The sequence below is a fragment of the Pseudomonas grandcourensis genome (genome assembly GCF_039909015.1).
Classification (GTDB): domain Bacteria; phylum Pseudomonadota; class Gammaproteobacteria; order Pseudomonadales; family Pseudomonadaceae; genus Aquipseudomonas; species Aquipseudomonas grandcourensis.
This window is the reverse complement of sequence record NZ_CP150919.1, coordinates 5,298,142-5,318,205: the sequence shown is the minus strand read 5'-3', so window position 1 is coordinate 5,318,205 and position 20,064 is coordinate 5,298,142. Positions and strand designations below refer to the sequence as shown.

Here is a 20,064-nt window from a genome sequence, read left to right as displayed (position 1 = left end):
CGTCTTGATAGAGCGGGGGCATTGACCGGCTTATGCCTGACTGAGCTGGCGCGGCTTGGCAAGCTTGGAGAATGTTCCGCTGGCATCGTAAAGCGCCGGGGTTTCACCGCCGGTGAGGATTTTCAGCTGGGTGGCCGTCGCTGCCTGCTGAATGAGGATCGACTGGCCATTGTTGGCATTGATGGCCTGGCACTGGGCCAGGAGATCGGTCAGCACGTCACTTTGTGCCAGCAACTGCTCGCCAATGCTCGACTGGTCGGCCAATTGTTCCAGACCGCCACGGTTGGTTGGCAGGTTCAGGCTGGCGAGGATTTCACTGCGCTTGCGGCCATGCTGTTCGAGCAAAACGATCAATGCCTGTTTCTGCGCCAGGATGTTCTCGAGCAATGGCATGTCGCGGCCATGCAATGCGAGGGATTCGGTCTGCAGTAATTCCAGCAGGTGTTGCGCTGGAGCAAAGTCGTCGGTGATCAGTTGCAGTAAATTAGTGTCGTGCATGGCTGGCCTTGGGTTTTAAGCGTCCAAAAGCCTGGCGCCGGCGGTGGCCTAGCGCTGGGCTTCGAAGTTGAGCAGTTTGCTGGCTACGCGGTTGCTGTCGACTTTATAGCTGCCATCGGCAATCGCTGCTTTCAACTCGGCCACGCGGGCGTTGTCGACGGCAGGCTGATCGCGCAGCTTGTCAGTGACCTTCTGCAACTGTTGAGCCTCATTGCTGAGATGTACCGATTCCCCGCTTTTGACGGTACCGGCCTGTTCGGCCGCGGACTCCAGCGGCGCGGATTTGCCGGCCTCGGCACTTTCCTTGCTGGCGCTGGTACGTGTACTGCCCGTAAGGGACGAGGAGCTGTTCAAACGGCTGAAATCGATGACCATGATAAAAAAACCTCTGGGAATTTGGACGCTTGCCATGGTTTCGGCCATTCCCTGGAAAACTTTAGGCTCATTTATCAATGAACCTTGCGCGCGCCAGCGCTTGCCGTGCATGGAACACAGTCTAGGGAACCGCCGCGGCAAGCGCCACATTCAGATGAACAGAGCGCCTTACATGGACACTTCCACCTGCCCCGGCGCCATGACCTGCGCCTTGATGACTCGTTGGGAATTGAGGTTTTTCACCCGGATCTGTTCGCTCAGGCTGCCGTTTGACAGTGCTTCGCCCGGCATGCGCACGCTGAGGGTACCGCTACGGGCGGTGATCACCACCTGATCGCCCTTGCGGATGACCTCGGCCTGTTCGATATGCACCAGGGTAATCACCTGGTCGGCGACCATTGGTCGGGTCAGTCGCTGCCCGATCGCCTGATCCAGGGAGGTCAGGTAACCCTGGCTGATGAGGCTGATATCGCGCTCGCGCAGGACCACATCCTCAGGCTCGACAATGGCGGCGCGGCGCAGTGGCCGGGCGCTGGTCACGACATCGCGAAACAGGCGGACTTGAGCGGGTACGAACACCGTCCAGGGGGACGCGCCCTCGCAGCGAACCTTGACCGTGACCCGTCCCAGCGGCTTGGGACTCTCGAGCGTTGCTGTCAATTCCTTGTCGCACATGGGCATGTGCATGCGCGGATCGAGCGGGTTGACCTGGATCTCGTAGCGACCTTCCGTTTGACTGGTAGCCAGATAGTCTTCTACGGTGAATTCAAGAAAGCCCTGAGTGACGCCGATAAGCATGTCAGGCAAGGTAACCGCGTCAGCAAGGGCAGGGCTGCCAGTGTTGAGCAGGCAAACAGCCGCCAGCACGCCGAGCAACTTGCGGTAGGGGGTGGTCAGGCGTCGAAAAAATGTCGGTTCTGTGTTCATAACGATTAAAAAAGCAAGCGCCGTGCCGTTTAGTGATGAAGGCGCGTCGCAACAACACTTGGCGTTGGCGTAGGAGTCTGGGCATGGCTGGTGTAATGGATTCGGTAAACCAGCGCACGCAACTGGTGGGGCAGAATCGCCTTGAGCTGTTGTTGTTCCGTCTCGACGGCCAGCAGCTGTACGGGATCAACGTATTCAAGGTTCGGGAGGTGCTGCAATGCCCCAAACTGACGCTGATGCCCAAATCCAGTCCTGTCGTGTGCGGCGTGGCGAACATCCGGGGGGCGACCATTCCGATCCTTGATCTGGCGATGGCGACCGGCTCCGGCGCGTTGAAGGACAAGAACAACCCCTTCGTGATCATCACGGAGTACAACACCAAGACCCAGGGTTTCCTGGTGCGCTCGGTGGAGCGCATCGTCAACATGAACTGGGAGGAGATCCATCCACCGCCCAAGGGCACCGGACGCGATCACTACCTGACGGCGGTGACGCGGGTCGACAATCAGTTGGTCGAAATCATCGACGTCGAGAAGGTGTTGGCGGAAGTGGCGCCGACGCCGGAAGCGATTTCCGTCGGTGTGGTGGATGTCGAAACCCAGCACAAGGCGCTTTCGTTGCGCGTGCTGACGGTCGACGACTCATCGGTGGCGCGCAAGCAGGTCACGCGTTGCCTGCAAACGGTCGGCGTCGAAGTGGTGGCGTTGAACGACGGCCGGCAAGCGCTGGACTACTTGCGCAAGCTGGTCGACGAGGGCAAGAAGCCGGAAGAAGAGTTCCTGATGATGATCTCCGACATCGAGATGCCGGAGATGGACGGGTACACCCTGACGGCGGAAATCCGCAACGACCCGCGCATGCAAAAGCTTCATATCATCCTGCATACTTCGTTGTCGGGGGTATTCAATCAGGCGATGGTCAAGAAGGTCGGTGCCGATGACTTCCTTGCCAAGTTCCGTCCTGATGACCTGGCATCCCGGGTAGTCGACCGGATCAAAGCAGCAGATATCAGCTAGGGGCCCGTGCCCCTGGCAGTCAACACGATTTAAGAGGCGGCATCATTGTCTACGGGTAATTTGGATTTCGAACAGTTCCGGGTATTCCTGGAAAAAGCCTGTGGCATTTTGCTCGGTGAAAACAAGCAGTACCTGGTCTCCAGCCGTCTCAACAAACTGATGGAACAGCAAGGCATCAAGTCTTTGGGGGAACTGGTTCAGCGCATGCAGACCCAGCCGCGCAGCGGGTTGCGCGAGCAGGTGGTCGATGCCATGACCACCAACGAAACCTTGTGGTTTCGTGACACCTACCCGTTTGAAGTCTTGAAGAACAAGGTACTGCCCGAAGCGATCAAGGCCAGTCCCGGCCAGCGCCTGCGCATCTGGTCGGCAGCGTGCTCGTCGGGCCAGGAACCGTATTCGCTGTCGATGTCCATCGACGAGTTCGAGCGGGTGAACCTGGGCCAGTTACGGATGGGGGTGCAGATTGTTGCCACCGACCTGTCCGGCACCATGCTGAACAACTGCAAGACCGGCGAGTACGACAGCCTGGCCATCGGCCGCGGTCTGTCGCCCGAGCGCCTGCAGCGTTATTTCGATCCGAAAGGGCCGGGGCGCTGGGCGATCAAGGCGCCGATCAAGAGCCGTGTGGAATTCCGTTCGTTCAACCTGCTGGACAGCTACGCGAGCCTCGGCAAGTTCGATATCGTGTTTTGCCGCAACGTATTGATCTACTTCTCCGCCGAGGTGAAGAAGGACATCCTGTTGCGCATCCACAGCACGTTGAAGCCGGGTGGTTACCTGTTCCTCGGTGCTTCCGAAGCGCTGAACGGTTTGCCGGATCATTATCAGATGGTTCAGTGCAGCCCGGGGATCATTTACCAGGCGAAGTGATTTTTCTGGTGTTGTCAAAAAACGGGAGTCCTCAGGGGCTCCCGTTTTTTTATGCCTGAATTATCCCTCCTGCACACCACAAATCCCCTGTAGGAGTGAGCCTGCTCGCGATAGCGGTTTCACATTCGACATATCCGGTGACTGATACACCGTCATCGCGAGCAGGCTCACTCCTACAACAGTTGTTCGGTGGTGTTGGTGAGATGGGACCCAAGCGGCAGAAAAGCGGCATCCGGCGGAAAACCGTTGCCGCTTTTCTGGCATTGCCGCGTTGCCATGGCCGGCAAAGCCCCGGTTTTCGGGGCTTTTTGAATTGGCATGGGGCTTGCTAAGTTGATCCTACGAAAAATCAGGTCACCCGAAGGTTTCCCGACATGAGCATCAGCTTCGATAAAGCGCTCGGTATCCACGAACAAGCCCTGGGCTTCCGCGCCCAGCGTGCCGAAGTCCTGGCCAACAACATCGCCAACGCCGATACCCCGAACTACAAGGCTCGGGACCTGGACTTCTCGAAAGTGCTCGCCGAGCAGAACGAGAAAACCAAAAGCGGCACCTTCGCCTTGAACATGACCAACAGCCGTCATATCGAGGCTGAAGGCCTGGGCAATGGCGACGAATCGTTGCTGTATCGCACGCCGATGCAACCGTCGATCGACCAGAACACGGTGGATGCTCAGCTGGAGCAGTCGAACTACGCGGAAAACGCGATCGGCTTCCAGGCCAGCTTCACCCTGCTCAACAGCAAATTCAAAGGGCTGGTGTCAGCCCTGCGCGGAGAGTAAGCCATGTCTCTATCCAGTGTTTTCAACATTGCCGGTAGCGGCATGAGTGCGCAGACCACGCGTTTGAACACCGTCGCTTCGAACATCGCCAACGCCGAGACAGTCTCGTCGAGCATCGACCAGACCTACCGTGCGCGCCACCCGGTATTCGCCACCATGTTCCAGGGCGGGCAGAGCGGCGGCAGCGATTCGCTGTTCCAGAGCCAGGACGCCGCCGGTCAGGGTGTTCAGGTGCTGGGTGTGGTCGAAGACCAGAGCAATCTTGAAGCGCGCTACGAGCCGAACCATCCGGCGGCCGATGCCAAGGGTTACGTCTACTACCCGAACGTCAACGTGGTGGAGGAAATGGCCGACATGATTTCCGCGAGCCGTTCGTTCCAGACCAACGCCGAAATGATGAACACCGCCAAAACCATGATGCAGAAGGTCCTGACCCTCGGTCAGTGATAAGGGGCGACTCAGATGAGTGTTACCGATTCCACCAGTGGTTTGAGCCTCAAGGATATCCTGGCCAATTCTTCGGTCAAGACCACCTCCACGACTGACGGCCTCGCGTCGGCAACCGGCAGCGCCACGGGCAACAAAGCCTTGGGCAAGGATGCATTCCTGCAGTTGCTGGTGACCCAGCTGAAAAACCAGAACCCGCTGGAGCCGCAAGACAACGGTGCTTTCGTGGCCCAGTTGGCGCAGTTCAGCAGCCTGGAAGGCATCACCTCGCTCAACGACACCGTGAGCGGGCTGGCCAGCAACTACAACTCGTCCCAGGCATTACAGGCTTCGTCGCTTGTGGGGCGTTCGGTCATTGCACCCGGTGACAAGGCTGTGGTCGACACGTCGAAGAGCCTCAGCGGTACGGTGGTGGTGCCATCGTCGGTGGCCGCCACCACCCTGAAGATCACTGATGCGAGCGGCAAGACCGTACGCACCATCGACCTGGGCGCTCAGAAAGCAGGCAACGCCAGTTTCATCTGGGACGGCAAGAATGACGCGGGCGAAACGGTAGCTGCAGGCACTTACACCTTCGGCGCTACCAGCACGATCGACGGGAAGTCCGTGGCGCTGATCACCAACCTGCCAGCGACCGTCAACAGCGTGACGATCAGCCAGACTGGCGGTGAGTTGATGCTCAATCTGGCCGGGCTGGGCACTGTCGCTCTGTCCAAAGTACAAACCATTGGCATGTAAGGCCGACTAACCCGGCACAAAGGAGTGGATTATGTCTTTTAATATCGGCCTTAGCGGTCTCTTTGCATCCAACAAACAACTGGACGTGACCGGCAACAACATCGCCAACGTCGCGACCACCGGTTTCAAGTCGTCCCGTGCAGAATTCGAAGATGTGTACTCGGCAACTCGCCTTGGCACCGGCAGCAAGACCGTCGGCAACGGCGTGCGCCTGTCCAACATTTCCCAGCAATTCGGCCAGGGTGACGTGAGCAACACCGGCAACGTGCTCGACATGGGTATCCAGGGCAATGGCTTCTTCGTCCTGAGCAACAACGGTTCGCTGACCTACACCCGTGCCGGTACGTTCAAGACCGACAAGGATGGCTACGTGACGAACAGCGACGGTACGGCCCGTCTGCAGGGTTATGGCGTGGACTCCAATGGCAAGATCCTCAACGGCGTGTTGACCGACCTGCGGATCGACACCTCCAATCTGGCGCCGAAATCCACCAGCACCGTTTCGTCGACGATCAACCTGAACTCTACGGCCGTGGTGATTGATCAGTCAGTCGCCACCAACAAATTCGATCCGACCAAACAGGCAACTTTCACCAAGCAGTTCAGTACCCCGATTTTCGACACTCAGGGTAACCAGCACACCATGGATCAATACATGGTCAAGACCGGGCCGAACACTTGGGATACCTACACCCTGATCGATGGCCGTAACCCGGACGGTTCCTCGCCTACCGGCACGGGTGCAGTTGATCCAATCGCTTCGACCATGACATTTGATACATCCGGCAAACTGCTTTCGGTCAGTACGCCAGTAACGCCGCCGACGACCCCGGCAACATCGACCACCAGCAATGACCTGAAAATCAGCAACTGGACGCCGGGCACCGTCACCAACGGTGTCTGGACAGCCAACGGCGCGGCGGCCGATCCGGCGGGCCTGACCATCGCCATGGGCAGCACCACCCAGTTCAACGCCGACACCGCGCGTTCGATTCCATCGCAGAACGGTTATGCCACTGGCCAGATCACCAACCTGACCATCGACGGCAGCGGCGTACTGCTGGCCAACTTCAGCAACAACCAGACCAAGCCAATCGGCCAGATTTCGTTGGCCAGTTTCACCAACGAACAAGGTCTGCAGCCGGTGGGTGGCACCAGCTGGAAGGAAACCTACAGCTCGGGTATTCCGGGCTACGATGCGCCGGAGACGGGCACCCTGGGTTCGATCGTTTCCAACTCCCTGGAAGAGTCCAACGTCAACCTGACCAACGAACTGGTCGACCTGATCAAGGCGCAGAGCAACTACCAGGCGAACGCCAAGACCATCTCCACCCAGAGCACCATCATGCAGACCATCATTCAGATGACTTGATGCTGGAAAGTGCAGTGCAAGGAGCCCCTCGAAAGAGGGGCTTTTTTTGTCTATGTAAAAGATCGCAGCCTCGTTTCACTCGACAGCTCCTACATTGGAATGCGATTCCTGGTAGGAGCTGTCGAGTGAAACGAGGCTGCGATCTCTTGATTTGAAATGGACAAAAGAAAACCCCCGATCCGCCAGAGGCTGATCGGGGGTTTCGAGTAAGCGCCTTGCGGCGCTCACGGGCTCAGCTTATTGGCAAGCTTCGCAATCCGGCTCGTCGATGGCGCAAGCCTTTGGCACTGGAGCTGGGCCGGCAGGAGCTGCCAGGACCGAGTCGTCACCGTGGTTGCCGCCGCTGGAAACAGCGTTCAGCTTGCCGGTGTTGATGGTCGACTTCTCGGTGCTGGTCGCAGCCAGGGCACGGAGGTAGTAAGTGGTTTTCAGGCCACGGTACCAGGCCATGCGGTAGGTCACGTCCAGCTTCTTGCCCGAAGCGCCGGCGATGTACAGGTTCAGCGACTGAGCCTGGTCGATCCACTTCTGACGACGGCTGGCGGCGTCGACGATCCACTTGGTGTCCACTTCGAAGGCAGTCGCGTAGAGCTCTTTGAGTTCTTGCGGGATGCGCTCGATCTGCTGCACCGAACCGTCGTAGTACTTCAGGTCGTTGATCATGACCGAGTCCCACAGGCCGCGAGCTTTCAGGTCGCGAACCAGGTACGGGTTGATCACGGTGAATTCGCCCGACAGGTTCGATTTCACATACAGGTTCTGGTAGGTCGGTTCGATCGACTGCGATACGCCAGTGATGTTGGCGATGGTCGCGGTCGGTGCGATGGCCATGATGTTCGAGTTACGAATGCCTTTCTGTACACGGGCGCGAACCGGTGCCCAGTCCAGGGATTCGTTCAGGTCGACATCGATGTACTTCTGGCCACGGGCCTCGATCAGGATCTGTTGCGAATCCAGCGGCAGGATGCCTTTGGACCACAGCGAACCCTGGAACGTCTCGTAGGCGCCACGCTCATCGGCCAGGTCGCAGGAAGCCTGGATCGCGTAGTAGCTGACCGCTTCCATCGACTTGTCGGCGAACTCGACGGCAGCGTCGGAACCGTAAGGGATGTGCTGCAGGTACAAAGCGTCCTGGAAGCCCATGATGCCCAGACCGACCGGACGGTGCTTGAAGTTGGAGTTCTTCGCTTGCGGCACCGAGTAGTAGTTGATGTCGATAACGTTATCGAGCATGCGAACGGCGGTGTTCACGGTGCGTTCCAGCTTGGCGGTGTCCAGCTTGCCGTTGACGATGTGGTTCGGCAGGTTGATCGAGCCCAGGTTGCAAACGGCGATCTCGTCCTTGTTGGTGTTCAAGGTGATCTCGGTGCACAGGTTCGAGCTGTGGACCACGCCAACGTGCTGCTGCGGGCTGCGCAGGTTGCACGGGTCTTTGAAGGTCAGCCATGGGTGGCCGGTTTCGAACAGCATGGACAGCATTTTGCGCCACAGGTCTTTGGCCTGGATGGTCTTGAACAGCTTGACCTTGCCCGGGTACTCGGTCAGGGCTTCGTAGTACTCGTAGCGCTCTTCGAAGGCCTTGCCGGTCAGGTCGTGCAGGTCCGGTACTTCGGATGGAGAGAACAGGGTCCACTTGCCGTCATCGAAGACACGCTTCATGAACAGGTCAGGGATCCAGTTGGCGGTGTTCATGTCGTGGGTACGACGACGATCATCACCGGTGTTCTTACGGAGTTCGATGAACTCCTCGATGTCCATGTGCCAGGTTTCCAGGTAGGCACACACAGCGCCTTTGCGCTTGCCACCCTGGTTAACGGCAACGGCGGTGTCGTTCACGACTTTCAGGAACGGAACAACGCCCTGGGATTTGCCGTTGGTGCCCTTGATGTACGAACCCAGCGCACGAACCGGCGTCCAGTCGTTGCCCAGGCCGCCAGCAAATTTGGACAGCATGGCGTTGTCGTGGATCGCGTGGTAGATGCCCGACAGGTCATCCGGCACGGTGGTCAGGTAGCAGCTCGACAGCTGTGGACGCAGGGTACCGGCGTTGAACAGGGTCGGAGTCGACGACATGTAGTCGAAGGACGACAGCAGGTTGTAGAACTCGATCGCACGGTCTTCTTTGTGCTTCTCTTCGATCGCCAGGCCCATGGCCACGCGCATGAAGAAGATCTGCGGCAGTTCGAATCGCACGCCATCCTTGTGGATGAAGTAACGGTCGTACAGGGTTTGCAGGCCCAGGTAAGTGAACTGCTGGTCGCGCTCGTGGTTGATCGCCTTGCCCAGTTTTTCCAGGTCGAAGGAGGCCAGCACAGGGTTCAGCAGTTCGAACTCGATACCTTTGGAGATGTAGGCTGGCAGGGCCTTGGCGTACAGGTCGACCATTTCGTGGTGGGTAGCGCTTTCGGCCACGCCGAGGAAGCCCAGGCCTTCGGCACGCAAGGTGTCCATCAGCAGGCGGGCGGTCACGAACGAGTAGTTCGGCTCGCGCTCAACCAAGGTACGGGCAGTCATCACCAGGGCGGTGTTGACGTCGGTCAGGGCCACGCCGTCGTACAGGTTCTTCAGGGTTTCGCGCTGGATCAGGTCGCCGTCGACCTCTTCCAGGCCTTCACACGCTTCAGTGACGATGGTGTTCAGGCGGCCCATGTCCAGCGGCGCCAGGCTGCCGTCGGCACGGGTGATGCGGATCGACGGGTGAGCATTGACCGCTTCTTCGGCCGGTGCGTGGGCAGCGCGTTCTTTCGAGCGGCCGTCACGGTAGATCACGTAGTCGCGAGCCACTTTCTGCTCGCCGGCACGCATCAGGGCCAGTTCGACCTGGTCCTGGATTTCTTCGATGTGGATGGTGCCGCCCGATGGCATGCGACGCTTGAAGGTCGCGGTGACCTGTTCGGTCAGGCGGGCAACGGTGTCGTGGATTCGCGACGAGGCAGCAGCGGTGCCGCCTTCAACTGCGAGGAACGCTTTGGTGATGGCGACGGTGATCTTGTCATCGGTGTAGGGAACGACAGTGCCGTTACGCTTGATCACACGCAGCTGACCTGGCGCGGTGGCGGACAGATCCGAATTCGAATCGGTGGCCTGCGGCAAGGTGCCCTGCGGGTTCTCGCGAGTTGTGTCGGTTTGCATGGGGGGGTGTCTCCACATTCTCTATGTTTGTTTGGGCACCATCACGGTGCCCACCGTTCCGTCCTGAAGCACTACAACCGGCGAGGGCCGGGCATAACAACTTCGGGACAGATCAGGAAGGGGGCTATAGGGCGCCGCTTCCATGCCGAAGTCTTTGGTCTCGTGCCGTGGGCGCAAGACCGGGGGTCCTTTGAGGTGACAGTTCAGGACTGCAACACCCGTACCGTTTTCACCACGTGGGGCCGAAATACAGTAGCCATCCGCACGCGCGGTTTGGTCTTTCAAAAATACGTATGGTTCAACCGGACAGAGGCAATAAAAGCGCTTGAAATTGGTGTCTGGTTTGTGTTTGGTTTTTTGCGCAAAACCCTACATCTAGGGGTTTTTTAGCGCCGGGGTACAAGATAATGCGTTTTAGGGGGGGATTGCAACGTACTACCTGTGGATAAACCTGTGCGTAAATTGTGTGTGAAAGAGGTAACCGGCGTGTAGGCCGCGACGCTGCTGGACCGGACCTTTTTTCAGCGATTTTCAACCATCGAAAACGCCCGGGCAGATTTTTAAGGGCGCGAACCCTATCACAAAAAACCCTGTTGTCCGAACGCATTTACCCGCTTGTGTTCTCGACGGGCGGCGTTTATACAATCGGCCCAGCGTGTATACATATTTATCCTCCCGAATCATTACAAAAAGACGGGCGGATCCTTCCTTATTAGTGTTTTTGGCAAGCAGAGGTCACCCGTGGAGCAAGAAGCCTGGCAGGTATTGATTGTGGAGGACGACCAGCGACTGGCCGAACTGACCCGCGATTACCTGGAAGCCAATGGCCTGCGTGTATCGATCGAAGGCAATGGCGCCCTTGCTGCAAATCGCATCATCAAGGAACAGCCGGACCTGGTGATCCTCGACCTGATGCTCCCCGGTGAAGATGGCCTGAGCATTTGCCGCAAGGTCCGCGCCCGCTATGACGGCCCGATCCTGATGCTCACCGCCCGCACCGATGACACCGACCAGATTCTCGGCCTGGACCTTGGGGCTGACGACTACGTCTGCAAACCGGTACGCCCGCGCCTGTTGCTGGCGCGCATCCAGGCCTTGTTGCGACGCAGTGAAGCGCCCGAGGTCGCTCCGGAAAAACAGCGGCGCCTGCAGTTCGGCCCGCTGATCGTCGACAACGCCTTGCGCGAAGCCTGGTTGCAGGGCAGCGGCATCGAGCTGACCAGCGCCGAATTCGACCTGCTCTGGCTATTGGTGGCCAATGCCGGGCGTATCCTCTCCCGGGAAGAGATCTTCACCGCGCTGCGGGGTATCGGCTATGACGGTCAGGACCGCTCCATCGATGTGCGCATCTCGCGCATTCGCCCGAAGATCGGCGATGACCCGGAGCATCCACGGCTGATCAAGACCGTGCGCAGCAAAGGCTACCTGTTCGTTCCCGAGGCTTGCGTAGATCCGTCCCTGTGAACTCGATCTTCCTGCGTATCTATGGCGGCATGTGCGCCGCGCTGATTCTGGTGGCGGTGCTCGGTGTGCTGGCGTTGCACCTGCTCAATCAGGTGCGCAGCGAGCAATACCGCGAACGCCTGGCCCACGGCACGTTCTCGCTGATGGCCGACAACCTGCAACCGATGAACCAGACCGAGCGCCACCGCGCCTTGCTGGTGTGGGAGCGGCTGCTGGGGATTCCGCTGGCGCTGAAGACCTTTGCCGAGACCGACCTCGACCTGACCCAGCGCACCCGTGTGTTGCGCGGCCAGGCATTGGTGGAGCAGACCGGGCCGCACGCGGCGAAGGTCTACAAGCTGGTCAGCGACAAGGAACAGTTGATGCTCACCGGGGAGGTGCAGCAGATCAGCGAGCAGCTGGCCCGGGCGACCATCTACCTGTTGACCGATGAACTGGTGCGCACCCCGGTCGCCGACCAGCCCTTGCGCCTGGCGCATTTGAAGGAAAGCAAGGGCTTCGGCTTCGACCTGCGCCTGGTCACGGTCGACGAGGCAGACATGGACGAAGACCAGAGCCGCCGGGTATCCGAGGGCGACACGGTGATGGCGCTGGGCAAGGGGGGCGATTCGATCCGGGTGTTTGCCGGCATGGTGGGCACGCCGTGGGTCCTGGAAATCGGCCCGTTGTATCAGATGAATCCTTATCCGCCGGAGTGGCTGGTGCTGATCGCCGCGCTGGGCCTGACACTGATCGGTCTGATCGTCTATCTGCTGGTGCGCCAGCTCGAGCGACGCTTGCGTGGCCTGGAAGCCGCCGCCACGCGCATCGCCAAGGGCAGCCTGGAAACCCGCGTACCCGCTCGCGGCGCGGACTCGGTGGGGCGGCTGGCCTCGGCGTTCAACGGCATGGCAGAACACTTGCAGCAGTTGCTGGCGATCCAGCGCGAACTGGTGCGTGCGGTGTCCCACGAATTGCGCACGCCGGTGGCACGCCTGCGCTTTGGCCTGGAGATGATCGGCTCGGCCACTACGCCGCAAGCCCTGGAAAAATACTGCCAGGGCATGGACCACGACATCGAGGACCTCGACCGGCTGGTGGACGAGATGCTGACCTACGCGCGGTTGGAGCAGGGTTCGCCGGCGCTGAACTTTCAGCGGATCGATCTGGATGCCTTGGTCAATCAGGTGATCGAAGAACTGGCGCCGTTGCGTGCCGACGTCACGGTGCAACGCGGGTTGTGCCTGTCGGCCGCCGATAACGACGACGCCTGGGTCGAGGCCGAGCCGCGCTACCTCCACCGTGCGATCCAGAACCTGGTGACCAATGCCATGCGCCACGCGCAATCACGGGTGACCATCAGCTATCAGGTCGGGCAGCAGCGATGCCGGGTGGATATCGAGGATGACGGGCCGGGTGTGCCGGAGTCGGCGTGGGAAAAGATCTTTACGCCGTTCCTGCGTCTTGACGACAGCCGTACCCGCGCGTCTGGAGGTCATGGGTTAGGCCTGTCCATTGTGCGGCGCATCATCCATTGGCATGACGGGCGCGCGTTGATCGGCAAGAGCAAGAGCCTGGGCGGGGCGTGCTTCAGTCTGAGCTGGCCGCGCAATCAGGAGAAGCGTTGAGCCTTGAGTTGTCTGTTGCGGCCCCATCGCGAGCAAGCTCGCTCCCACACTGGATCTATGTCACGCCACAAATCCCTGTGGGAGCGAGCTTGCTCGCGATGGGGCCCGAACAGGCGCCAATAAACCTCAGGTCCTGATGCTGACCAGACTCAGCAACTGCCCATCCTTGACCCCAAACTGCGCATCCAGCTCGGTGCCAGAGCGCCATTCGTTGGACAAATCAGTAAGCAACCGCAACCGCACCTCACCCGACTCACGCCACTCCAGCACTTCGGCGTGTTCGAAATAAAAGCGTTTCCGAACGATCGGATAGAGGGCCTTGAACAGGCTTTCCTTGACCGAAAAAGTCAGGGTGACCAGCAACGCCCGTTGATCATGATCACCGGCCGTCATGCGCTGGAGCTCCGGCGGATTGAGGATTTCCCCAGCCAGGCGTTCGGCCCGCTCGGCATTGAGCAGGTTTTCCAGGTCCATGCCCAGGCCGCGCCATTGGCTTTTGTTCGCCACGATCGCCGCGGCCCGGCCAGTGCTATGGGTGATCGAGCCAGTGATATGAGCAGGCCAGACCGGTGCCCGGTCTTCACCGATGGCTGGAATCAAACTCAAGCCTTCCAGTCGCTGCAGCGCGGCCCGGGCACACACTCGCCCGGCGAGAAACTCCGCCTGCCGTTTGGCGACAGATCGCTGGATGCTCGCCGGCACTTCGACAGCGCTGCGCTGAAAGTCATCGCTGGCCAGTCGGGTGCTATCGAAGTGAGTACTCAGCAGGACCGTATCGGGCAGCACAAACGGCAGTGGCCAATGGTCATCGAGGGGCGTGCAGCAGACGGGCAGGGCGGGGGCATGATTCATGTCGGGCATTTTGCCGTTAAGCACCACGACTGGGTAGTAGCGACGTGGCTTTTGTGGCGAGGGAGCTTGCTCCCGCTGGGTGGCGAAGCCGCCTCAAAACCTGCAATTGCATTTTTTCAGCCAGGGCGCGGTTGCAGGAATTACGACTGCTTCGCAGCCGAGCGGGAGCAAGCTCCCTCGCCACAGTGAGCCTTGCTCAGCTTCAGTCGCTGTATCTCAACCAAAGATCTTCTTGAAGAAAGCCTGCATGTCCGCCCAGGATTTTTCATCCGCGGCCTTGTTGTAGCCGATGTCCGGCCCGCCATGATCGCCATGGCCCAGTCGATCGGCATCCGGGTTGCTGAAGCCGTGCCTGGCGCCGTCGAGGCTGACGAATTGGTAGTCGGCGCCGGCCTTGTCCATCTCACTCTTGAAAGCCGTGATGTTTTCCGGGGTGACGATGCTGTCCAGCGCCCCGTGTTCCACCAGGATCTTCGCTTTGACACTGCCCGGCGTTGCCGGGGTATTGGTCGCCAGCGCGCCATGGAAGCTCACCACACCCGCCAATGGCACGCCCTGTCTTGCGGCATTGAGCACCACACCACCACCGAAGCAGTAACCGATGGCTGCGATTTTATGCGGGTCGGTTTGCGGCTGCTTTTTTAGCAGGTCGAGCCCGGCCTGAAACCTCGCGCTCGACACGGCACTATCTTTCGCCACGGCCTGCATGAAAGCCATGGCGTCCTTGGGATGCTCGGTATTTTTGCCGTCGCCGTACATGTCGATGGCCAGGGCGCTGTAGCCCAGGCCGGCGAGATCCCGGGCGCGACGCTTGGCGTAGTCGTTAAGGCCCCAGAACTCATGCACCACCACGACCCCGGGGCGCGGGCCTTTGATGGCATCGTCATAAGCGTAATAGCCGATCATTTTCGTGCCATCGGCACTTTGGTAGGGGATTTCCCGGGTCTGGATAGCGGCCTGGCTGAGCCCGCTCAGGGCCAGCAGGAGGACGGCGAGGAACAGGCGCATGGTCGGATCTCCTGTTGAAACGTGTCGAAACATTCGCAAGGGGGCGGTTCAGCCCAGGTTCAGAGTGCGTTCAGGGGGAGTTCAGGGCGCGGTGCGTAACCTTGCCCCGTACCCAAAAAACAAACGGCACATGAGGAAACTCCCCAATGACTGGATTCAAAAAACTGCTTCTGGCATTCACGGTTCTGGGCGCAAGCACCGCAGCTTTCGCGTCCGACGACAACTTCGCCAGCCTTACTCTTGGACAGACCAGTAACAAGGTCAAAAAGTCCCACGCCCTGAACGACAACCTCAATCACCCGAACGCCGATGGTGTAATCGGCAAGGACACCACCTGGGGTGTTCGTCTGGGCCAGCAAAACACCAAGGGCCGCTACTACGCCACTTACGACAATGTGTCGGGCTCCCACAACGGCATTAAACTGCGTCAGGAAAACCTCCTGGGCAGCTACGATCTGTTCTACCCGGTGGGCGGCAGCACCAGGTTGTTCGGTGGCGCCACGGCCGGCCTGACCAAAATGACTCAGGAGTCGCCAGGCTTCAGCCGCGACAGCGATATCGGCTACGCCATCGGTGGCCAGGTGGGTGTGCTGCAACAGGTTTCGCAAAACACCTCGGTTGAACTGGGTTACCGTTACCTGCGCAGCAACGCCAGTACCGAGATGAGTGAGCGCGGCGGCGGCAAGCAGGGTTCGCTGGACCTGACCAGCAGCGCCCAGACTTACCTGTCCGCCAACTACGCTTTCTGACAAGCGTTTCGTGAGCGGCCTGTGCCGGATCAGTCCTAGTGACTGATCCGGCGTTGCCATGTTAGCTATTGAGGTGTGACGTTGCGCCTCTGGAGATGTTGATTTGCCCGGGAGAGCAATATGAAATTGCTGGTCGTCGAAGATGAAGCGCTGCTGCGTCATCACCTGCAAACCCGCCTGACGGAGAGCGGCCACGTGGTCGAGTCCGTGGCCAACGCCGAGGAGGCGCTGTACCAGACCGCACAGTTCAACTTTGACCTGGCGGTGATCGACCTCGGTCTGCCGGGCATGAGCGGGCTCGACCTGATCCGCCAGTTGCGCTCAAGTGGCAAAACCTTCCCGATCCTGATCCTCACCGCGCGCGGCAACTGGCAGGACAAGGTCGAAGGCCTGGCCGCCGGTGCCGATGATTACCTGGTCAAGCCGTTTCAGTTCGAAGAACTGGAGGCCCGCCTGAATGCCTTGCTGCGACGCTCCAGCGGTTTCACCCAATCGACCATCGTCGCTGGCCCGTTACTGCTGGATCTGAATCGCAAGCAGGCGTCCCTCGACGAACAGCCGCTGGCGCTGACCGCGTATGAGTACCGCATTCTCGAATACCTGATGCGTCACCATCAGCAAGTGGTACCCAAGGACCGCTTGATGGAACAGCTCTACCCGGATGACGACGAGCGTGATCCGAATGTGATCGAGGTGCTGGTCGGCCGTCTGCGCCGCAAACTGGAGGGGCCGGGCGGGTTCAAGCCGATCGACACCGTGCGCGGCCTGGGCTACCTGTTCAACGAGCGTTGCACTTGATCCGTTCGCTACGCATACGCTTGATGCTCGCCGCCACGCTGTTGGCGGTGTTGTTCATGCTGGCGTTGCTGCCTGCCATGCAGGGCGCCTTCAGCCTGGCACTGCAGGACTCCATCGAGCAGCGCCTGGCATCCGATGTGACCACGCTGATCTCGGCCGCCCGGGTGGAGAACAATAGCCTGCAGATGCCGGCGCAATTGCCCGACGAGCGCTTCAATCTCACCGACAGCCGATTGCTCGGCTATATCTATGACCGTGAAGGGCATCTGGTCTGGCGTTCGAAGGCGACCCAGGAAGAACGCATCAACTACAAGCCGCGCTACGACGGACGTGGCAGCGAGTTTGCGCGGATCCGCGAAGCCAATGGCCAGGAGTTCTTTGTCTACGACGTCGAGGTCAAGTTGCTCGGCGGCAAAAGTGCAGCCTTCAGCATCGTGGCGTTGCAGCCGGTTCGCGAGTACGAGCTGACCCTCGAAGGCCTGCGGGAAAATCTCTATCTGGGTTTTGGCGCGGCACTGCTGGTGCTGCTGGCGTTGCTGTGGATCGGCCTGACCTGGGGCTTGCAGGCTTTGCGGCGCTTGAGCCAGGAGCTGGACCAGATCGAGGGGGGGACCCGCGAAAGTCTCAGTGAGGAACATCCCCGGGAATTGCTGCGCCTGACCGGCTCCCTCAACCGTTTGCTGCACAGTGAGCGTGAGCAGCGCAGTCGCTATCGTGATTCCCTCGACGACCTGGCCCATAGCCTGAAAACGCCGCTGGCGGTGTTGCAAGGCGTCAGCGAAGACATGGCCCAGCGTCCCGAGGATCGCGATCAGGCCTGGGTACTGCAAACCCAGATCGAACGCATGAGCCAGCAGATCAGCTACCAGTTGCAGCGCGCCAGCCTGCGCAAAAGCGGCCTGGTACGTCATCAGGTGCAATTGCGACCGGTACTGAAAAGCCTGTGCGACACGCTGGACAAGGTCTATCGCGACAAGCGCGTGCACGTCGCGTTCGACCTGCCTGACCCGTGCTACGTACCGATCGAGCAGGGCGCTCTGCTGGAGATGATGGGCAACCTGCTGGAAAACGCCTATCGCCTGTGCCTGGGCGAAATACGCATCAGTGTGCGTGAAACCCTCAGTGGCACGGAGTTGTGTGTCGAGGACGACGGCCCTGGCGTACCACAGGATCAGCGCGCACGGATTCTCGAGCGCGGAGAACGCCTGGACCGCCAGCACCCGGGGCAGGGCATCGGCCTGGCGGTGGTCAAGGACATCATCGAGAGCTACAGCGCCAAGCTGACCCTGGACGATTCACCAATGGGCGGAGCAGCGTTCCGGATTCATTTTCCGGCGGTGTGAACGGGTATTTGATAGCCGTCTTTTCGGGCTACAGGCGTCAAGCGTAAACGACCGGCAACAATGTTTTGTTGGCGTTCAGCCGTTTGGTGGCAAGTAATAAGCCTCGCCTTGTTGACGACATGCACACGCAGAGCCTGTGTTGGTTGCATGAGTGGATAGAGGTTGAAGCGTTACAAGCCACCAAAGGAGATAAAAATGGAAAGGAAGAAAGTTTGGCTGACGTTTGATGACGGTCCTCGGCAAGTCCAAACCGAAACCGTGCTCGAAACACTGGAGCTGTTTGATATCAAGGCGACGTTTTTTATTGTTGGCAATCTGGTTGCCAGGCATGGCGAGCGTATCAAGCGCATCCTGGGCGAAGGGCACCGGATCGGCAATCACACTTACGATCATCTAAGGCTGGTCGGCCAGGACAAAGACACCATCATCGATCAAATCAAGATGACGGAGCAGGCACTGACTCCCTACCAGCAGCCGGACCTGATCATGAGGCCGCCTTATGGCGCTCATGATGCGATGGTCGATCGCACGGTCGCCGAATTGGGGTACCGGCAGGTTCTCTGGAGCGTGGATACCCTGGACTGGAGCAACAACTACCAACCGGGGGGCTGGGTATCCCATGGTGTTGAGCAAATAAGGAAAAGAAAGAACTCCATTGTGCTGATGCATGACATACACGCGACCACGGCCAATAATCTTGGCCGGTTCATCGGGCAGATAAAGCTGCTGGGCGATGTGGATTTTGAATCACCGTCCACACTGGCGATTGCGCCGGTCAGTCAGTTGAATATGTATGTGGTCGTAAGGGGCGACACATTGTCCAAAATTGCCAGAGAGTTTTATGGTGATGCTGCCAAGTACTCACTGATCTTCAATGCAAACAGGTCGGCGCTGGATCATCCAGATAAAATTTACCCTGGCTTGTCACTGATCATCCCGCCTCTGGAATAAGCATTCGCAAAACCTGGACGGGGTATTACCGGGTGCGTTCGGGAGGACGCCAGTGATCGCTGTGCAACGCGGGTGCTGAAGCTCAGCTCTCCTGCGCCCGATAAGCCCCCGGCGTCAGCCCCGTCCACTTCTTGAACGCCCGGTGAAACGCCGACGGCTCGGAAAACCCCAGCTGCTCGGCGATCTGTTGCAACGACAGGTCCGCGCGGCTCAGGTGATAAATCGCGATGTCCCGGCGCAACTGGTCCTTCAACTCCTGAAAGCTCGAACCCTCTTCCCGCAAATGCCGGCGCAAGGTCTGCGGGCTGATGTGCAGGTGGGCGGCTACGGCTTCCAGGTCGGGCCAGCGTGAACTGTCACGACTGAGCAAGCGCCGCAAGCGGCTGCTCAAACTGTCGCCGTCATCCGGGCGCGAGAGCAGGTCGGCGGGGGAGCGCTCGAGGAAATGCTTGAGGGTGCGTTCATCCTGCAGCAGCGGCATGGTCAGGTAGCGGCTGTGAAACAACAGGCTGCTCTGGGATTTGGAAAACTCAAGCGGGCAGGAAAACAGCAGGTCGTACTCGGCGCCGTGTTCGGGTCGGGGGTAGCTGAACGTGGCCTGTTCGAGGCGAATACGTTGGCCGATCAGCCAGCTGCCGAAACGGTGCCAGATCACCAGCAGGCTTTCGCTGAGGAAATGATCCGGGTCCCAGAGTTGCGAGTCGTCCAGGCTCAGGCGCACCCATTCATCTTCGCGGCTCAGGGTTAAACGCGGAGCCCCGGGGAATAGGCTATAAAACAATAAGCCGCGATGGAGTGCCTTATCCAGGTTGCGGCAGTGAATCACGGCATGACACATCATCGCGAAGCTGCCCGGCCTGCTTGGGGCTTGCCCGAACCCCAGGTACTCGTCGTCCAGCGCCAGCCATAACGCCTGGATCAGTTGGGTGAACTGCTCCGGAGCGATGCGTGCCCGGGGCTCGTCCAGCAACTCGGGGCTGATTCCCAGTTGCTGTAGCAGGCCCGAATAGTCGTAGCCGTGCCGACGCGCACCACCCAGGGCGGCGCGGGCGAAATGACTGGCGATGGTGCGTTCACGCATAGCGGGCAGATCCGACCGTTGAACGACGGATGGTAGCTGCGCACTGCGGGC

19 protein-coding genes are annotated in these 20,064 nt (G+C 59.6%); 12 read left to right on the top strand and 7 right to left on the bottom strand.

Annotated features, from left to right (window positions below; translation table 11 throughout):
• Positions 1–30: 30 nt before the first annotated feature.
• From AABM52_RS23780 to flgA, 3 genes are all read right to left on the bottom strand, one after another.
• Positions 31–498 (bottom strand): flagellar protein FlgN, encoded by a 468-nt coding sequence (locus AABM52_RS23780; protein ID WP_347908392.1) that lies wholly within the window; start codon positions 496–498, stop codon positions 31–33.
• 48 nt (positions 499–546) lie between these two features.
• Positions 547–873, bottom strand: a complete 327-nt coding sequence (flgM, locus tag AABM52_RS23775; RefSeq protein WP_056728065.1) for a flagellar biosynthesis anti-sigma factor FlgM — start codon at positions 871–873, stop codon at positions 547–549.
• 168 nt (positions 874–1,041) lie between these two features.
• On the bottom strand, positions 1,042–1,800 hold the full coding sequence (flgA, locus tag AABM52_RS23770; protein WP_347908391.1) for a flagellar basal body P-ring formation chaperone FlgA: 759 nt from the start codon (positions 1,798–1,800) through the stop codon (positions 1,042–1,044).
• Between the two features lie 83 nt (positions 1,801–1,883).
• Between flgA and AABM52_RS23765 the strand changes: the two genes are divergently transcribed.
• The 6 genes from AABM52_RS23765 (at position 1,884) to flgE (ending at position 7,028) form a co-directional block, all read left to right on the top strand.
• Positions 1,884–2,816: a chemotaxis protein CheV gene (locus AABM52_RS23765; RefSeq protein ID WP_007980130.1), complete on the top strand. Its 933-nt coding sequence runs from the start codon at positions 1,884–1,886 to the stop codon at positions 2,814–2,816.
• Between the two features lie 45 nt (positions 2,817–2,861).
• Positions 2,862–3,689, top strand: coding sequence for a protein-glutamate O-methyltransferase CheR (cheR, locus tag AABM52_RS23760; RefSeq protein ID WP_007994597.1), 828 nt, complete (start codon positions 2,862–2,864; stop codon positions 3,687–3,689).
• A gap of 374 nt (positions 3,690–4,063) precedes the next feature.
• Positions 4,064–4,471: a flagellar basal body rod protein FlgB gene (gene flgB, locus AABM52_RS23755; protein ID WP_008051530.1), complete on the top strand. Its 408-nt coding sequence runs from the start codon at positions 4,064–4,066 to the stop codon at positions 4,469–4,471.
• 3 nt (positions 4,472–4,474) lie between these two features.
• A complete protein-coding gene (gene flgC, locus AABM52_RS23750) occupies positions 4,475–4,918 on the top strand; it encodes a flagellar basal body rod protein FlgC (RefSeq protein ID WP_007980123.1) in 444 nt (147 codons plus the stop codon).
• A 15-nt stretch (positions 4,919–4,933) separates the two neighbouring features.
• Positions 4,934–5,656: a flagellar hook assembly protein FlgD gene (flgD, locus tag AABM52_RS23745; RefSeq protein WP_347908388.1), complete on the top strand. Its 723-nt coding sequence runs from the start codon at positions 4,934–4,936 to the stop codon at positions 5,654–5,656.
• 31 nt (positions 5,657–5,687) lie between these two features.
• A complete protein-coding gene (gene flgE, locus AABM52_RS23740; protein ID WP_347908387.1) occupies positions 5,688–7,028 on the top strand; it encodes a flagellar hook protein FlgE in 1,341 nt (446 codons plus the stop codon).
• Between the two features lie 237 nt (positions 7,029–7,265).
• Here flgE and AABM52_RS23735 read toward each other — a convergent pair whose 3' ends face one another.
• Positions 7,266–10,160, bottom strand: a complete 2,895-nt coding sequence (locus AABM52_RS23735; RefSeq protein ID WP_347908386.1) for a ribonucleoside-diphosphate reductase subunit alpha — start codon at positions 10,158–10,160, stop codon at positions 7,266–7,268.
• Positions 10,161–10,901: 741 nt separating this feature from the next.
• Here AABM52_RS23735 and AABM52_RS23730 point away from each other — a divergent pair.
• Both AABM52_RS23730 and AABM52_RS23725 read left to right on the top strand, forming a co-directional pair.
• Positions 10,902–11,624, top strand: coding sequence for a response regulator (locus AABM52_RS23730; RefSeq protein ID WP_347908385.1), 723 nt, complete (start codon positions 10,902–10,904; stop codon positions 11,622–11,624).
• A complete protein-coding gene (locus tag AABM52_RS23725) occupies positions 11,621–13,231 on the top strand; it encodes an ATP-binding protein (protein WP_347908384.1) in 1,611 nt (536 codons plus the stop codon). The genes AABM52_RS23730 and AABM52_RS23725 overlap by 4 nt, the downstream gene beginning before the upstream one ends.
• A 126-nt stretch (positions 13,232–13,357) precedes the next feature.
• Here the strand turns inward: AABM52_RS23725 and AABM52_RS23720 are convergent, their stop codons facing one another.
• Together AABM52_RS23720 and AABM52_RS23715 are read right to left on the bottom strand one after the other, a co-directional pair.
• Positions 13,358–14,083 (bottom strand): 4'-phosphopantetheinyl transferase superfamily protein, encoded by a 726-nt coding sequence (locus tag AABM52_RS23720; protein ID WP_347908383.1) that lies wholly within the window; start codon positions 14,081–14,083, stop codon positions 13,358–13,360.
• 216 nt (positions 14,084–14,299) lie between these two features.
• A complete protein-coding gene (locus tag AABM52_RS23715; protein ID WP_347908382.1) occupies positions 14,300–15,091 on the bottom strand; it encodes a dienelactone hydrolase family protein in 792 nt (263 codons plus the stop codon).
• 146 nt (positions 15,092–15,237) lie between these two features.
• Here AABM52_RS23715 and AABM52_RS23710 point away from each other — a divergent pair, with 146 nt between their 5' ends.
• From AABM52_RS23710 to AABM52_RS23695, 4 genes are all read left to right on the top strand, one after another.
• Positions 15,238–15,840: a hypothetical protein gene (locus AABM52_RS23710; RefSeq protein WP_347908381.1), complete on the top strand. Its 603-nt coding sequence runs from the start codon at positions 15,238–15,240 to the stop codon at positions 15,838–15,840.
• A 120-nt stretch (positions 15,841–15,960) separates the two neighbouring features.
• Positions 15,961–16,638: a response regulator transcription factor gene (locus AABM52_RS23705; RefSeq protein ID WP_223456095.1), complete on the top strand. Its 678-nt coding sequence runs from the start codon at positions 15,961–15,963 to the stop codon at positions 16,636–16,638.
• Positions 16,635–17,981 carry an ATP-binding protein gene (locus AABM52_RS23700; protein WP_347908380.1) on the top strand — a complete coding sequence of 449 codons (1,347 nt, stop codon included), beginning with the start codon at positions 16,635–16,637 and terminating at the stop codon, positions 17,979–17,981. The genes AABM52_RS23705 and AABM52_RS23700 overlap by 4 nt, the downstream gene beginning before the upstream one ends.
• A 195-nt stretch (positions 17,982–18,176) precedes the next feature.
• The gene (locus AABM52_RS23695; protein ID WP_347908379.1) at positions 18,177–18,932 is read left to right on the top strand and encodes a polysaccharide deacetylase family protein; all 756 of its coding nucleotides are present in this window, start codon (positions 18,177–18,179) and stop codon (positions 18,930–18,932) included.
• Between the two features lie 82 nt (positions 18,933–19,014).
• Here the strand turns inward: AABM52_RS23695 and AABM52_RS23690 are convergent, their stop codons facing one another.
• Positions 19,015–20,013, bottom strand: a complete 999-nt coding sequence (locus tag AABM52_RS23690; RefSeq protein WP_347908378.1) for an AraC family transcriptional regulator — start codon at positions 20,011–20,013, stop codon at positions 19,015–19,017.
• Positions 20,014–20,064 lie beyond the last annotated feature (51 nt).